The organism is Kitasatospora sp. NPDC038210 (assembly GCF_055600605.1).
Genome location: NZ_JBVJYK010000014.1, coordinates 121,580 through 136,839, shown reverse-complemented (window position 1 = coordinate 136,839; position 15,260 = coordinate 121,580). Strand labels below are relative to the sequence as shown.

17 protein-coding genes are annotated in these 15,260 nt (G+C 72.9%); 15 read left to right on the top strand and 2 right to left on the bottom strand.

The window, feature by feature from the left end:
- Nucleotides 1-8: 8 nt before the first annotated feature.
- Nucleotides 9-566 (top strand): HDIG domain-containing metalloprotein, encoded by a 558-nt coding sequence (locus ACZ7KX_RS27205; RefSeq protein WP_470328748.1) that lies wholly within the window; start codon nucleotides 9-11, stop codon nucleotides 564-566.
- Between the two features lie 37 nt (nucleotides 567-603).
- Entirely contained in the window at nucleotides 604-1,128 is a 525-nt protein-coding gene (locus tag ACZ7KX_RS27200) for an FBP domain-containing protein (protein WP_350523771.1), read from the top strand.
- Between the two features lie 36 nt (nucleotides 1,129-1,164).
- Here ACZ7KX_RS27200 and ACZ7KX_RS27195 read toward each other — a convergent pair whose 3' ends face one another.
- Nucleotides 1,165-1,539 (bottom strand): RNA-binding S4 domain-containing protein, encoded by a 375-nt coding sequence (locus ACZ7KX_RS27195; RefSeq protein ID WP_350523770.1) that lies wholly within the window; start codon nucleotides 1,537-1,539, stop codon nucleotides 1,165-1,167.
- Nucleotides 1,540-1,672: 133 nt separating this feature from the next.
- Complete coding sequence (locus ACZ7KX_RS27190) at nucleotides 1,673-2,077, bottom strand: VOC family protein (protein ID WP_350523769.1); 405 nt, start codon at nucleotides 2,075-2,077, stop codon at nucleotides 1,673-1,675.
- 96 nt (nucleotides 2,078-2,173) lie between these two features.
- Here ACZ7KX_RS27190 and ACZ7KX_RS27185 point away from each other — a divergent pair, with 96 nt between their 5' ends.
- The 13 genes from ACZ7KX_RS27185 (at nucleotide 2,174) to ACZ7KX_RS27125 (ending at nucleotide 15,237) form a co-directional block, all read left to right on the top strand.
- Entirely contained in the window at nucleotides 2,174-3,385 is a 1,212-nt protein-coding gene (locus ACZ7KX_RS27185) for a methyltransferase (protein ID WP_470328747.1), read from the top strand.
- A 127-nt stretch (nucleotides 3,386-3,512) separates the two neighbouring features.
- Nucleotides 3,513-4,541: an N-acetyl-gamma-glutamyl-phosphate reductase gene (gene argC, locus ACZ7KX_RS27180; RefSeq protein WP_470328746.1), complete on the top strand. Its 1,029-nt coding sequence runs from the start codon at nucleotides 3,513-3,515 to the stop codon at nucleotides 4,539-4,541.
- A 14-nt stretch (nucleotides 4,542-4,555) separates the two neighbouring features.
- Nucleotides 4,556-5,710, top strand: coding sequence for a bifunctional glutamate N-acetyltransferase/amino-acid acetyltransferase ArgJ (gene argJ / locus ACZ7KX_RS27175; RefSeq protein WP_470328831.1), 1,155 nt, complete (start codon nucleotides 4,556-4,558; stop codon nucleotides 5,708-5,710).
- 175 nt (nucleotides 5,711-5,885) lie between these two features.
- A complete protein-coding gene (gene argB, locus ACZ7KX_RS27170; protein WP_470328830.1) occupies nucleotides 5,886-6,761 on the top strand; it encodes an acetylglutamate kinase in 876 nt (291 codons plus the stop codon).
- Nucleotides 6,758-7,963, top strand: a complete 1,206-nt coding sequence (locus tag ACZ7KX_RS27165) for an acetylornithine transaminase (RefSeq protein WP_470328745.1) — start codon at nucleotides 6,758-6,760, stop codon at nucleotides 7,961-7,963. The genes argB and ACZ7KX_RS27165 overlap by 4 nt, the downstream gene beginning before the upstream one ends.
- A 23-nt stretch (nucleotides 7,964-7,986) precedes the next feature.
- A complete protein-coding gene (locus tag ACZ7KX_RS27160) occupies nucleotides 7,987-8,535 on the top strand; it encodes an arginine repressor (protein WP_049652068.1) in 549 nt (182 codons plus the stop codon).
- Nucleotides 8,536-8,646: 111 nt separating this feature from the next.
- Nucleotides 8,647-10,071, top strand: coding sequence for an argininosuccinate lyase (gene argH, locus ACZ7KX_RS27155; protein WP_470328744.1), 1,425 nt, complete (start codon nucleotides 8,647-8,649; stop codon nucleotides 10,069-10,071).
- A gap of 108 nt (nucleotides 10,072-10,179) precedes the next feature.
- Nucleotides 10,180-10,437, top strand: a complete 258-nt coding sequence (locus ACZ7KX_RS27150) for a winged helix-turn-helix domain-containing protein (RefSeq protein ID WP_350523765.1) — start codon at nucleotides 10,180-10,182, stop codon at nucleotides 10,435-10,437.
- A 210-nt stretch (nucleotides 10,438-10,647) separates the two neighbouring features.
- Nucleotides 10,648-11,148, top strand: coding sequence for a GNAT family N-acetyltransferase (locus ACZ7KX_RS27145; RefSeq protein ID WP_396548374.1), 501 nt, complete (start codon nucleotides 10,648-10,650; stop codon nucleotides 11,146-11,148).
- A 547-nt stretch (nucleotides 11,149-11,695) separates the two neighbouring features.
- Nucleotides 11,696-12,721 (top strand): methionine ABC transporter ATP-binding protein, encoded by a 1,026-nt coding sequence (locus ACZ7KX_RS27140; protein WP_470328743.1) that lies wholly within the window; start codon nucleotides 11,696-11,698, stop codon nucleotides 12,719-12,721.
- The gene (locus ACZ7KX_RS27135) at nucleotides 12,718-13,449 is read left to right on the top strand and encodes a methionine ABC transporter permease (protein ID WP_396548378.1); all 732 of its coding nucleotides are present in this window, start codon (nucleotides 12,718-12,720) and stop codon (nucleotides 13,447-13,449) included. Before ACZ7KX_RS27140 ends, ACZ7KX_RS27135 begins: the two co-directional genes overlap by 4 nt.
- 92 nt (nucleotides 13,450-13,541) lie before the next feature.
- Complete coding sequence (locus ACZ7KX_RS27130; RefSeq protein ID WP_470328742.1) at nucleotides 13,542-14,366, top strand: MetQ/NlpA family ABC transporter substrate-binding protein; 825 nt, start codon at nucleotides 13,542-13,544, stop codon at nucleotides 14,364-14,366.
- A 205-nt stretch (nucleotides 14,367-14,571) separates the two neighbouring features.
- A complete protein-coding gene (locus ACZ7KX_RS27125; RefSeq protein ID WP_470328741.1) occupies nucleotides 14,572-15,237 on the top strand; it encodes a GNAT family N-acetyltransferase in 666 nt (221 codons plus the stop codon).
- Nucleotides 15,238-15,260: the final 23 nt, after the last annotated feature.

Below are 15,260 nucleotides of genomic sequence, written 5' to 3'. Positions count from 1 at the left end.
CCTGCGGCGTGACCACCGCCCTGCCGCCGCTGCCCGCCGACGTCGCCGACCTGCTGCGGGCCCTCGCGGCGCCGCCCCGGCTGGTCGCCCACCTCGCGCTGGTGCACGAGGTCGCCGAGGAGATCGCCGACTTCTGCGCCCGCGAGGGCCTGGAGTTCGACCGCGAGGCCGTCCGCTACGGCGCCGCCACCCACGACATCGGCAAGACCCTCCACCCGGAGGAGCTCTCCGCGCCCGGCTCCGCGCACGAGGCCGCCGGCCACGCCCTGTTGATCGCCCGCGGTGTCCCCGAGCGGCTCGCCCGCTTCGCCCGCAGCCACGCGCGGTGGGGCGAGCCCGGCACCACCGTCGAGGAACTGCTGGTCAGCCTGGCCGACAAGGCCTGGAAGAACAAACGCGTCCCGGACCTGGAGGACCGCCTGGTCGACCGGCTCGCCGCCGCCGGCGGCCGGGAACGCTGGGAGGCCTTCCTCGCCCTGGACGACCTGCTCACCCGGATCGGCGAGGACGCCCCGCGGCGGCTCGCCGTCCAGGCCGGGCACCCCGTACGAACCGGGAGAAATTGACGCGACAGCGCTCGCGGCGCGGTGTTAGCTTCCGGGCATGGAACCCCTGAGCGAGAACGAGATCCGCGCGTCCTTCGTCAACTGCTCCAAGGGCGAGGCCCGTCGGCTCAACCTGCCCCGGGGCCTGGCCGAACTGCCCTGGGAGAACCTGGACTTCCTCGGCTGGCGGGACCAGGGCGCCCCCGACCGCGCCTACCTGGTGGCCCGGCACGGCGGCGAACTCGTCGGCGTGACGCTGCGGGTGCCGACGGTCCGGCGCAGCCTGACCAAGACCAACGTCTGCTCGCTCTGCATCACCGCGCACGCCGGCACCGGCGTCGCGCTGCTCGCCGCCCGCCGGGCCGGCGCGGCCGGGCGCGAGGGCAACACGGTCGGGACGTACATCTGCGCCGACCTCGCCTGCTCGCTGTACGTACGCGGGTTGAAGAAGTCCGCCCTGGTCACCAGGCCCGACGAGTCGCTGCCGCTGGAGGACCAGATCGCCCGGACGGTGGGCAACCTCGACGCCTTCGTCGCCAAGGTGCTCACCGACACGTCCGTCGGGTCCGCCGTGTCCGCGTAGCGCCCCGTGTCCGCCCGGGGCGCCGGAGCCCCGGGCTCACTGCCCGCGCAGCTGGTCCAGCTCGCGGCGCTCCCGCTTGGTCGGGCGCCCGGCCCCGCGGTCCCGCTGCCCGGCCGCCGCGACGAACTCGCGCGGCGGCCGCGGCGGGCTGTTGTCGACCAGGCACTCCGCGGCGACCTCGGCACCGACCCGCTTGCGGATCAGCTTCCGCACCACCACGACCCGCTCGTGGTTCTCCTCGCGGACCCGGACCTCGTCCCCAGCCTTCAGCGCCTGGGCCGGCTTGGCCCGCTCCCCGTTCACCCGGACGTGCCCGGCCCGGCAGGCGGCCGCCGCCAGCGCTCGCGTCTTGACCAGCCGGACCGACCAGATCCAGCTGTCCACCCGCACGCTTCCCTCGTGTTCAGCCATCCTCGGAGCCTACCCAAGCGTCCGGTCCTTCCCGGGCCGCGCGGCCGGGGGGCGTGCAGGCGGGACCCGCGCGGCCGGGGGCGCGCCCCGACGTCCGTGCGGCGGACGGGCGTCCGCGCCGCCGTCCGCCGGCCTACGCCGCGCGCGGCGCCTCCTGGACCGCCCAGCCGTTCCCGTCCGGGTCGTTGAAGAACACGAAGTTGTTCCAGGCCTCGCCGTGCCCGTTCACCCGGGCCCCCGCCACGAAGTGCTGGACGGGGCTGACCTCCACGCCCCGCGCCCGCAGTTCGGCGTGCGCCTTCTCGATGTCCGCGACCACCAGTTGGAGGCCCTTGACGGACCCGGGCGGGGAGTCGATCACCCCCTTGCCCACCACGATCGAGCAGGGCGAGCCCGGGGGAGTCAGCTGGACCACCCGGACCCCGTCCCGCAGGCGGGTGTCGTGGTCCACCGTGAAGCCGGCCTGCTCCTCGTAGAAGAGCTTCGCGCGGTCCACGTCGGACACCGGGACCACCACGACTTCGAGCTTCCAGTCCATCGCCCTCACCCCTCTCGGTCGGGCTCTTCCAGTATCCGTCCGGCGGCTGTCATCCAAAACTGTTCCCCGGTGCCCGTCCGATAGCCTGAGAACACGATGAATCCGCAGACCACGCCCGCCGCGACCCCGCCGGCCACCCTGCTGGCCACCCCGTGGGGCGCCCTCGACCTCACCCGCTTCCCCGAGGACCCGCGCGAGCGGCTCCGGGCCTGGGACGCCGCCGACGAGTACCTGCTGCGCCATCTCGCGGGCGAGGCGGCGAGCGCGGCCGGCGCCGCGACCGAGCTGGCCGACCGCCGGATCGCCGTCCTCGGCGACCGCTGGGGCGCGCTGACCACCGCGCTCGCCGGATTCCGGCCGGTCCAGATCTCCGACTCCCACCTCGGCCGGCAGGCCACCCTGGCCAACCTGGCCCGGGCCGGCGCCGACGTCGACGAGGACCGGCTGCTCACCACCCGGGACACCCCGCCGGAGCGGATCGACGTGCTGCTGGTGCGCGTCCCCAAGAGCCTGGCGCTGCTGGAGGACCAACTGCACCGGCTCGCCCCCGCGATCCACCCCGGCACCGTGGTGATCGGCGCCGGCATGGTCACCGAGATCCACACCTCCACGCTCCAGCTCTTCGAGCGGATCCTCGGCCCGACCCGCACCTCGCTCGCCGTCCGCAAGGCCCGGCTGATCCTCTGCACCCCTGACCCGGCGCTGGACCCCGGCCCGAACCCGTGGCCGCACCGCTACGCGCTGCCGTCGGACATCGGCCCCGCCGCCGGCCGTACGGTGGTCAACCACGCCGGCACCTTCTGCGCCGAGCGCCTCGACATCGGGACCCGCTTCTTCCTCGCCCACCTGCCCACCCCCGCCCCGGGCGCCCGGGTGGTGGACCTCGGCTGCGGCAACGGCGTGGTCGGCACGGCCGCGGCGCTCGCCGGGCCGGGCGCGCAACTGCTCTTCGTGGACGAGTCGCACCAGGCGGTGGCCTCCGCCGAGGAGACCTTCCGCACCAACCTGGGACCGGACGCCCCGGCCGAGTTCCTCACCGCCGACGCGCTCGCGACGGACGCGGTCGCCCCCGGCTCGGTGGACCTGGTGCTCAACAACCCGCCGTTCCACTCCCACCAGGCCACCACCGACGCCACCGCCTGGCGGATGTTCACCGGCGCCAAGCGGGCGCTGCGGCCCGGCGGCGAACTCTGGGTGGTCGGCAACCGCCACCTCGGCTACCACGTCAAGCTGCGCCGCCTCTTCGGCAACTGCCGGCTCGTGGCCGGCAACCCCAAGTTCGTGGTGCTGAGCGCCGTCAAGCGCTGACCCGGCGCCGTCGAGCGCTGCCCCGTCCCGCCCCGCCCCGGCTGTGTCCGGGCGGGGCTTCGGCACATACTCCTTGCATGAATTTTCCGTCCCGCGTATATTCATGCCACGACTAAGGAGGAACGCCATGGCATTGCGAGTCGCCGTCGCCGGCGCGAGCGGGTACGCGGGCGGCGAGGTGCTGCGCCTGCTGCTCGGCCACCCGGAGGTGGAGATCGGGGCGCTCACCGGCGGCTCGAACGCGGGCACCAGGCTGGGCGCGCTGCAGCCGCACCTGATCCCGCTCGCCGACCGCGTCCTCGAACCCACCACCCCCGAGGTGCTGGCCGATCACGACGTGGTGTTCCTGGCGCTGCCGCACGGTCAGTCCGCCGCCGTCGCCGAGGCCCTCGGCCAGAACGTCCTGGTGGTGGACTGCGGCGCAGACTTCCGGCTCAAGGCCGCCGCCGACTGGGAGCAGTTCTACGGCTCCGCACACGCCGGCACCTGGCCCTACGGCCTGCCCGAACTCCCCGGCCACCGCGCCGCGTTGAAGGGCAGCAACCGGATCGCCGTGCCCGGCTGCTACCCGACGGCCGTCTCGCTCGCGCTGTTCCCCGCGTACGCGGCCGGGCTGGCCGAGCCGGAGGCCGTGGTGGTCGCCGCCTCCGGCACCTCCGGCGCGGGCAAGGCCGCCAAGCCGCACCTGCTGGGCAGCGAGGTGATGGGCAGCGTCAGCCCGTACGGCGTCGGCGGCGTGCACCGGCACACCCCCGAGATGGCCCAGAACCTCACCCCGCTCGCGGGCGAGCCGGTCACCGTCTCCTTCACCCCCACCCTCGTCCCGATGCCGCGCGGCATCCTCGCCACCTGCTCCGCCAAGGCGAAGCCCGGCGTGACCGCCGAGAGCCTGCGCGCCGCCTACACCGAGGCGTTCGCGGACGAGGCGTTCGTCCACCTGCTGCCCGAGGGGCAGTGGCCGCAGACCAGCAGCGTCTACGGCGCCAACACCGCCCTGGTCCAGGTCGCCCTGGACGCCGCCGCCGGGCGGATCATCGCGATCAGCGCGATCGACAACCTGGTCAAGGGCACCGCGGGCGGCGCGGTGCAGAGCATGAACATCGCCCTCGGCCTTCCCGAGGAGCTGGGCCTTCCCGTGAACGGAGTCGCACCGTGAGCACTGCCACCAACGTGGGCGTGACGGCAGCCAAGGGCTTCCGCGCCGCCGGTGTGACGGCCGGCATCAAGGCCTCCGGCACCCCCGACCTCGCCCTGGTGGTCAACGACGGCCCGTCGCTCGCCGCGGCCGGCGTCTTCACCGCGAACCGGGTCAAGGCCGCGCCGGTGCTCTGGTCCGAGCAGGTCCTCAAGGGCGGCCTGGTGTCCGCCGTCGTCCTCAACTCCGGTGGCGCCAACGCCTGTACCGGCCCGCTCGGCTTCCAGGACACCCACGCCACCGCGGAGAAGGCCGCCGAGGAGCTGAAGCTCAACGCGGGCGAGGTCGCCGTCGCCTCCACCGGCCTGATCGGCGTCCGGCTGCCGATGGACATCCTGCTGCCGGGCGTGACCCAGGCCGTCGGCGAGCTCAGCGAGGCCGGCGGCGAGGCCGCCGCGATCGCCATCAAGACCACCGACACCGTGCACAAGACCGCCCAGGTCACCAGCCCGGCCGGTTGGACGGTCGGCGGCATGGCCAAGGGCGCGGGCATGCTCGCGCCGAGCCTCGCCACCATGCTGGTCGTGCTCACCACCGACGCCGCCGTCGACAGTGCCGGCCTGGACGCCGCCCTGCGCGGCGCCACCCGCACCACCTTCGACCGGATCGACTCCGACGGCTGCATGTCCACCAACGACACCGTGCTGCTGCTCGCCTCGGGCGCCTCCGGCGTCACCCCGGACGGGGCCGAGTTCGCGGAGGCCGTCCGCACGGTCAGCGCCGACCTGGCCCGCCAGCTGATCGGCGACGCCGAGGGCGCCGGCAAGGACATCCGGATCGACGTCACCGGCGCCGCCACCGAGGACGAGGCGGTCGAGGTCGCCCGGACGATCAGCCGCAACAACCTGCTCAAGTGCGCCATCCACGGCGAGGACCCCAACTGGGGCCGGGTGCTGGCCGCGATCGGCACCACCTCCGCCGCCTTCGACCCGAACGAGCTGGACGTCGCCATCAACGGCGTCTGGGTCTGCAAGGACGGCGGCGTCGGCGAGGACCGCGACCTGGTGGACATGACGGGCCGCGAGGTCGTCATCACGGCGGACCTCAACGCCGGCCCCGCGAGCGCCTCGGTGTGGACCAACGACCTCACCGCTGACTACGTTCACGAGAACAGCGCCTACTCGACCTGATCCACGTCACTCCGTCCGCGACATCCTGACCCGCGGCAGCACCGAGCCGCGGCAGCACCGAGCCGCGACGTCCTCCCCCGGCCTCCGGCCCGGGGACCCCCATCGACGAGGGAATCCCGTGCAGATCGCACCCAAGGGCGAACAGGCCCGCAACAACACCGCGTTGCCCAAGGCCATGACGCTGATCGAGGCGCTGCCGTGGCTGGAGCGCTTCCACGGCAAGACCGTCGTGATCAAGTTCGGCGGCAACGCCATGGTCGACGACGAGCTGAAGGCCGCGTTCGCCCAGGACGTCGTCTTCCTGCGCTACGCCGGCCTCCACCCCGTCGTGGTGCACGGCGGCGGTCCGCAGATCAGCGCCCAGTTGGACAGGCTCGGCCTGGAGTCCAGCTTCACCAACGGCCTGCGGGTCACCACCCCGGAGACCATGGACGTGGTCCGGATGGTCCTGGCCGGCCAGGTGCAGCGCGAGCTGGTCGGCCTGCTGAACGAGCACGGCCCGTTCGCCGTCGGCATGACCGGCGAGGACGCGCACACCATGACGGCGGTCAAGCGCTACGCCGTGGTGGACGGCGAGCAGGTGGACATCGGCCTGGTCGGCGACATCGTCAACATCGAGGCCGGCGCGGTGAAGGCGCTGATCGCCGACGGCCGGATCCCGGTCGTCTCCTCGATCGCACGGGGCGCCGACGGCCACGTCTACAACATCAACGCCGACACCGCCGCCGCCGCCCTCGCGGTCGCGCTCGGCGCCGAGATGCTCGTCATCCTCACCGACGTCGAGGGCCTCTACAAGGACTGGCCGAACTCCGACGACGTGATCAGCCAGCTCAACGCGAGCGAGCTGGAGGAACTGCTGCCCGGCCTGGCCAGCGGCATGCTCCCCAAGATGGAGGGCTGCCTGCGCGCCGTCCGTTCCGGCGTCGGCACCGCCCGCGTCCTGGACGGCCGGGTGCCGCACAGCCTGCTGCTGGAGATCTTCACCGACGAGGGCATCGGCACGATGGTCGTGCCGGACGACGAACCGACCGTGACCGGGGGACTGGCATGACGCACAACGAGCAGCTCGCCGAGCGGTGGCAGCACAGCTTCACCGACAACTACGGCACCCCGCGGATCCCGCTGGTGCGCGGCGAGGGCAGCAAGCTCTGGGACGCCGACGGCAAGGAGTACACCGACCTGCTCGGCGGCATCGCCGTCAACGCCCTCGGCACTGCCCACCCGGCCGTCGTCGAGGCGGTCGGCAGGCAGATCGCCACCCTGGGCCACGTCTCCAACCTCTTCATGGCCGAGCCCACCATCGCCCTCGCCGAGCGCCTGCTGGAGCTGGACGGCCGGGCGGGCGGCCGGGTGTTCTTCTGCAACTCCGGAGCCGAGGCCAACGAGGCCGCCTTCAAGATCAGCCGGCGCACCGGCCGCACCCACCTGGTCGCCCTCCAGGGCGCCTTCCACGGCCGGACCATGGGCGCCCTCGCGCTCACCGGCCAGCCCGCCAAGCAGGACCCGTTCCGCCCGCTGCCCGGCGACGTCACCCACGTCCCGTTCGGCGACGTCGAGGCGCTGCGCGCGGCCGTCACCACCGAGACCGCCGCGGTCTTCCTGGAGCCGATCCAGGGTGAGAACGGCGCCGTCCCGCTCCCGGACGGCTACCTGAAGGCGGCGCGCGAGATCACCCGGGCCACCGGCACCCTGCTGGTCCTGGACGAGATCCAGACCGGCGTCGGCCGCACCGGCCACTGGTACGCCCACCAGGCCTTCGAGGGCGTCGAGCCGGACGTGGTCACCCTGGCCAAGGCGCTCGGCGGGGGGCTGCCGATGGGCGCCGTCCTCGCCTTCGGGCCGGCCGCCGAGCTGCTCACTCCGGGCCAGCACGGCACCACCTTCGGCGGCAACCCGGTGGCCGCCGCGGCCGGGCTCGCGGTGCTGGACACCATCGAGTCCGAGGGCCTGCTGGAGCACGTCCGCAAGCTCGGCGAACGGCTGCGGCACGGCGTCGAGGCGATCGGCGACCCGCTGGTCTCGCACGTGCGCGGCGCCGGCCTGCTGCTCGGCATCGTGCTCACCGCTCCGGTCTCGGCGAAGGTCCAGGCCGTCGCGCAGCAGGCCGGCTTCCTCGTCAACGCGGCCGTCCCGGACGCCGTACGGCTGGCTCCGCCGCTCGTCCTGACCGAGCAGGAGGCGGACGCCTTCCTCGCAGCCCTGCCGGGCATCCTCCGGACGGTGCGCGAGAACGCCCCGGCCGATGCGAGTTGACCGTCGTCCGGGAGAATAATCACATGACCGCTTCCCATTCCGGCCCCTCCGCCGCCGGCCCGACGCCGCAGGTCCCGCAGACCCGCACCGCGCGCCACCGGCGGATCGTGGACCTGCTCACCCGCCAGCCCGTGCGTTCGCAGAGCCAGCTCGCCAAGCTGCTCGCCGACGACGGGCTCGTGGTCACCCAGGCCACCCTCTCCCGGGACCTGGACGAGCTGGGCGCGGTCAAGATCCGCAACCGGGACGGCGCGCTGATCTACGCCGTCCCGGCCGAGGGCGGCGACCGCACGCCGCGCGCACCGATGGGGGAGTCGGCCAGCGAGGGCCGGATGGCCCGGCTGGCCGGCGAGCTGATGGTCTCCGCGACGGCCTCCGGCAACCTGGTCGTGCTGCGCACCCCGCCGGGCGCCGCCCAGTTCCTCGCCTCGGCGATCGACCAGGCCGAGGTGTTCGAGATCATCGGCACCATCGCCGGCGACGACACCGTGCTGCTGATCAGCCGCGACCCGGCCGGGGGCCAGGCGCTCGCCGACCACCTCATGCAACTCGCCCAGGCGAAGGCGCAGTAGCGCCCGGAAACCCACGACCCCGGCCGACGGATCCTCGGCCGGGGTTTTGTGTTCCATACGCCATCGTGCATACTTATGCCGTCCGTTGCACATGCATGAAGGAGCCACGCGATGACCGCCCAGCAGTCCTCCGACGTCCGCCTCTGGGGCGCGCGCTTCGCCGACGGCCCGTCCGAGGCGCTGGCCAGGCTGTCCGCCTCGGTCCACTTCGACTGGCGGCTCGCGCCGTACGACATCGCCGGCTCCAGGGCCCACGCCCGGGTCCTGCACAAGGCCGGGCTGCTGTCCGACGACGAGCTGTCCGCCATGCTCGCCGGCCTCGACCGGCTGCTCGCCGACGTCGAGGCGGGCACCTTCACGGGCACCGTCGCCGACGAGGACGTCCACACCGCCCTGGAGCGCGGCCTGCTGGAGCGCCTCGGCGCCGAGCTCGGCGGCAAGCTGCGGGCCGGGCGCTCGCGCAACGACCAGATCGCCACCCTGTTCCGGATGTACCTGCGGGACCACGCCAAGACCATCGGCGGCCTGCTGCTCGACCTCCAGGAGGCCCTGGTCGGCCTCGCCGAGGCACACCCGGACACCGCCATGCCGGGCCGCACCCACCTCCAGCACGCCCAGCCGGTGCTCTTCGCCCACCACGTCCTCGCGCACGTGCAGGCCCTCGGCCGGGACGCCGAGCGGCTGCGCCAGTGGGACGCCCGCACCGCCGTCTCGCCGTACGGTTCCGGGGCGCTGGCCGGCTCCTCGCTCGGCCTCGACCCGCAGGCCGTCGCCGCCGACCTCGGCTTCGAGGGCGGCTCTGTCGGCAACTCGATCGACGGCACGGCCTCGCGCGACTTCGTCGCCGAGTTCGCCTTCGTGACCGCGATGATCGGGATCAACCTCTCCCGGATCGCGGAGGAGGTGATCATCTGGAACACCAAGGAGTTCGGCTTCATCACGCTGCACGACGCCTTCTCCACCGGCTCCTCGATCATGCCGCAGAAGAAGAACCCGGACATCGCCGAGCTCGCCCGCGGCAAGTCCGGCCGCCTGATCGGCAATCTGACCGGTCTGCTGGCCACCCTCAAGGCGCTGCCGCTCGCCTACAACCGGGACCTCCAGGAGGACAAGGAGCCGGTCTTCGACTCCTGCGACACGCTGGAGGTGCTGCTGCCCGCGTTCACCGGGATGATGGCCACCCTCACCGTGCACCGGGAGCGGCTGGAGGAGCTCGCCCCGGCCGGTTTCTCGCTCGCCACCGACATCGCCGAGTGGCTGGTCAAGCAGGGCGTGCCGTTCCGGGTCGCGCACGAGGTGGCCGGCGCCTGCGTCAAGGTCTGCGAGGCCGAGGGCATCGAGCTGTCCGACCTGACGGACGAGCAGTTCGCCGCGATCTCGGAGCACCTGACGCCGCAGGTGCGCTCGGTGCTCAGCGTGCACGGCGCCATCGCCTCCCGCGACGGGCGCGGCGGCACCGCCCCCTCCGCGGTCGCGGTCCAGCTCGCCGAGGTGAAGGCGGACCTGGCGCGGCAGCAGGAGTGGGCCCGGGGCTGACCGGGGGTCGGCGGGAGGAGGGGCGCGGCGGTCCGACCGGCGCGCCCCTCCGGCGTCCGCGCCACGGCCCGGGCGTAACCGGCCCCGCCCCGGTGCGTCATGCACGGTGTGTGCACCACCCTTCCCCCCGTCCCCTCCGCCGAGGACGTCTACCTCGCCGAACGCCGCCGCCGCGTGGTCCGCGAGACCGTGGCCGCCCTGCCCGGCCGCTGTCCGCAACTGATCGCCGCCCTCGCCGAGGATCCGCCGCCCACCTACCGCGAGCTCTCCGAGCGCCTCGGCATGCCCCGCGGCTCCATCGGTCCCACGCGCTCCCGCTGCCTCGCCTGCCTGCGCACGTTGCTCCGTGCGGAGCGTTACCCGTGAGGTGCCCCGGGGTCCTCCGGGCACCCGCGCCGCCCCCCGGAGCCGGGCGTGACCCTCGCCACGTCCGGCCCCGCGAAGGTTGAGGGGAGCTGACACCCGGGTAGAGCGCTGGCGAACGCAGCTCTTGACGGTGCCGCGATCACTCGGATACTGAGCGTGAGCGCGCCACCCTCTGCGCGCAGGGCACGACGACTGGGGAGGCCCCTTCACATGGGCATGAGCGTGATCATCTCGGCCGCGGCGGCCGAGGACGCGGAGCAGATCCTCAAGCTCCAGTACCTCGGGTACCAGCCCGAGGCCGAGCTGTACGGCGACTGGGCGATCGAGCCCCTGACGCAGAGCCTGGAGAGCCTGCGCGCCGAACTGACCGAGCAGCACTTCCTGGTCGCCCGGCTGGGTGACGAGGTGGTCGGCACCGTCCGCGGTCGCATCGACGCCGACGGCGTCGGCCGGATAGGGCGTCTGGTCGTCCACCCGCGGATGCAGCGCCACGGCCTGGGCGGCCGCCTGCTGGACGCGCTGGAGCGCCGGCTCGCCGAGGACGGCCCGGTGTCCGCCTACCGCCTGTTCACCGGCCACCGCAGCCTCGGCAACCTGCGCCTGTACGCCCGCCAGGGCTACCGTCAGACCCGGGTCGAACAGGTCAACAGCCGGCTGAGCTTCGTCCACCTGGAGAAGGCCGTGGGCACCCCGCTCGCCGCGACGGCCTGACCCCGTCGCACCGCGCCCCCCTCGGCGCCGCCACCATCCGGACGGTCCGGTGGCGGCGCCGAGTCATGTCTTCCCTGGTCACAGCGGTTTGTGTCCGCATTGCGGACAGCGACCGCCAAATAATTGGGCGTACCCCGAACCATCTGTTTTACTGGCTCACATGACTGCGACGACGAACTGCACCCCCACCGGCACGCTGCCGGCAGGTGAGCGTGCCATGTGCCGTCGAATGTGTCACTGCTGAGGGCCACCGCCCCCGGCACCCCCCGTACGGGTGCCTCCCCTCGCGCCCCGAAGCGAGACTCGGCGCCGCTCCCGCCCGTGTGAGCGCGCCCATCCTCCCGGACCCCTTCCCTTGCCGTGCCCGCCCACTCGCGGGCACCGGTGACTCGTGAGGGCCGCGCCGCCGCGCGTCCCGGCCGCCCGGCGGCCACGACCAAGGGCGTCAGGTCCGGATCCCCCCGGCGGAGCGCCGCAGGAAACCGCCGACCGGAACCCGGTCGGGCGGTCGACCCGTGCCGCCCGCCCCCGACCCACGGAAGCAGCTGTGATCACCACCACGGACCTCACGAAGGTCTACCGCTCCCGAGGCCGCGAGGTGACCGCCCTCGCCGGTGTCGACCTGCACGTCCGCCCGGGCGAGGTCTACGGCGTCGTCGGCACCAGCGGTGCCGGCAAGTCCACCCTCATCCGCTGCGTGAACATGCTGGAGCGACCGACCTCCGGCACCGTCACCGTGGACGGGGTCGAGCTCACCGCGCTGCCCGGCGGCGAGAACCGGGCCGGACGGGAACTGCGCGAGGCGCGCCGCCGGATCGGCATGGTCTTCCAGCACTTCAACCTGCTGTCCTCGCGGACGGTGCAGCAGAACGTCGAACTCCCGCTGGAGATCATCGGCCTGGACCGCACCCAGCGCCGTCGCAAGGCCGCCGAACTGCTCGACCTGGTCGGCCTCGGCGACAAGGCCCGCAGCTACCCCAACCAGCTGTCCGGCGGCCAGAAGCAGCGCGTCGGCATCGCCCGCGCCCTGGCCGGCGACCCCAAGGTGCTGCTCTCCGACGAGGCCACCTCGGCGCTCGACCCGGAGACCACCCGCTCGATCCTCAACCTGCTGCGCGAACTCAACCAGCAGCTCGGCCTCACCGTCCTGCTGATCACCCACGAGATGGACGTCATCAAGTCCGTCTGCGACTCCGCCGCCCTGATGCGCGGCGGCAGGGTGGTCGAGTCCGGTGCGCTCACCGACCTGCTGGCCGAGCCCGGCTCCGAGCTGGCCCGCGAGCTGTTCCCGCTCAGCGAGTTCGGCACCGGCCACCCCGGCTCCACCGTGCTGGAGATCACCTTCCAGGGCGACACCTCGGCCCAGCCGTTCGTCTCCCAGCTGGCCCGCACCTACCAGATCGACATCAACATCCTCGGCGCCGCGGTGGAGACCATCGGCGGCCGGATGGTCGGGCGGATGCGGGTCGAGCTGACCGGCGGGCACCAGGACAACGTGGTGCCGATCGGCTACCTGCGCGAGCAGGGCCTGCAGGTGGACGTACTCGGCGCGGCGGAAGGAGCGGTGGCATGACCTGGGACGAGATGTGGGCCCTGATGAGGCCCGCCACGGTGGAGACCTTCCAGATGGTCGGCGTGTCCACGGTCTTCACCGTGCTGCTCGGCCTGCCGCTCGGCGTCCTGCTGGTGCTCACGTCCAAGGGCGGAGCGCTCCAGAACCAGCCGGTGAACAAGGTGCTCGGCGCGATCGTGAACCTCGCGCGCTCGCTGCCGTTCATCATCCTGATGATCGCGCTGATCTCCTTCACCCGCTGGCTGACCGGCAACTCGCTCGGCTGGCAGGCCGCCACCGTGCCGCTGACCGTCGGCGCGATCCCCTTCTTCGCCCGGCTCGTCGAGACCAACGTCCGCGAGGTCGACCGCGGCCTGGTCGAGGCCGTGCAGGCGATGGGCGGCGGCACCTGGACGCTCGTCCGCAAGACCTTCGTCCCCGAGGCCCTTCCCGGCATCGTCGCCTCCGTCACCACCACCGTCATCGCGCTGATCGGCTACTCCGCGATGGCCGGCACCGTCGGCGGCGGCGGCCTCGGCGACCTCGCCTACCGGTACGGCTACCTGCGCTTCGAGACCGCCTTCATGTGGATCATCGTCGCCGAGATCGCGCTCATCGTCACCGCCGTCCAGCTGGCCGGCGACTACCTCGTGCGCCGCCTGGCCAACCGCGGCCACGGCGGGGGCCGGACCCGCCTGCTGCGCCTCCCCGGCGCCGCCACCGCCGACGAGGACCTCGTCGCCTCCTAGGCCGCGTCACCTCCCAGGCCTCGTCGCCTCCCAGACCTCCCACGTCCGATCCCCGGGCGCGGCTCTCCGTATCACGCAGAAAGGCACTTTTCGTGCGCAACGTTGTGAAGTTCACCAGTGTCCTCGCCACCGCCGGCCTCGCCCTCTCGGTGGCCGCCTGCAGCAGCTCGGGCTCGTCCTCCTCGGACCCGAACGCGCCGCTCAAGGTCGTCGCCAGCCCCACCCCGCACGGGCAGATCCTCAAGTTCGTCAAGGACAACCTCGCGGAGAAGGCCGGCCTCAAGCTGGACATCAAGGAGGTCACCGACTACGTGACCCCCAACACGGCGGTGCAGGACGGTTCGGCCGACGCCAACTACTTCCAGCACGTCCCGTACCTGGAGGACTTCAACAAGAAGCGCGGCACGGACGTCGTCTCGGTCGGGACCGTGCACCTGGAGCCGCTCGGCGTCTACTCCAAGAAGGTCAAGGCGATCACCGACCTCCCGGACGGTGCCACCATCGGCCTGCCCAACGACGCCACCAACGAGGGCCGCGCGCTCAAGCTGCTCGCCGACAACAAGCTGATCACCCTCAAGGACGGCGCCGGCACCGCCGCCACCCCGGCCGACGTGACCGGCAACCCGAAGAACCTCAAGTGGAAGGAGCTGGAGGCCGCCCAGCTGCCCCGCTCCATCGCCGACGTCGACGCCGCCGTCATCAACGGCAACTACGCGCTGGACTCCGGCCTCAAGCCCGCCACCGACGCGCTGGTGCTGGAGAAGGCCGAGGGCAACCCGTACGCCAACATCCTCGCCGTCAAGAAGGGCAAGGAGAACGACCCGCGGGTCAAGAAGCTCGCCGAGCTGCTGCACTCCGACGAGGTCAAGAAGTACATCGAGGACACCTTCCAGGGCTCGGTCGTCCCGGCGTTCTGATCCGTCGTACCGCCGCCGTACGCCCCCGACGCCCGACCGGGCCCCCGCCGCACCTCGGCGGGGGCCCGGTCGGGCAGTATGCACCAGGGACACCTTCGGGCGACCGCGTTCTGACGTACCGTCGTGCGCGCGGCGCACCGCGTGGTACCCGGAGTGCGACGGAGGCGTACGGTGTTGTGTTCACGACCCGGCGAGGAGAGACGGCATGGCAGCGAGCTTCCCCGAGACCGCCATCAGCACCGAACGGTTGCTGTTGCGTCCCCTTGCGGAGGACGACGCCCCCGGCCTCTCCACGATGATGGCCGATGACCTCGTCCTGGCCTGGACCGACCTCCCGCACCCGTTCACCGAGGCGTACGCCGCCGAGCTCGCCCGCACCCTCGCCCCCGCCCACCGGGCCGCCGGGCGCGGCATCGTCTTCGCCGTCACCGAACACCTGACCCAGCGCCTGGTCGGCCTGGTCGAACTGCGCAACACCGACTGGCGGCTGCGCAGCACCGAGATCTCCTACGTCACCGCCTCCTGGGCGCGCGGCGAGGGGTACGCCCCGGAGGCCGTCCTCGGGGTCGCCCAGTGGCTGTTCGAGGACCGCGGCTTCCTGCGCCTGGAGATGCGCACCGCCGCGGGGAACACCGCCGCCCAGCAGGTCGCCGGGAAGATCGGTGCGATCAGCGAGGGCGTGCTGCGCAGCGCCTGGATAGTGCGCGACGAGCCCGGCGAGGTCGTGGTGGGGGTGCCGTCCGGCCGCCGGGCCGGGGGAGAGAGCCGCAGCGACCTCATCCTGTGGAGCCTGCTCCCGGAGGACCTGGAGTCGCCCGAGCTGCACCGGGACGGCTGGCACGGCGACCGCCGCTACGTGCTGCGCGACTGAACCCGCGGCACGGGGGCCGCCGG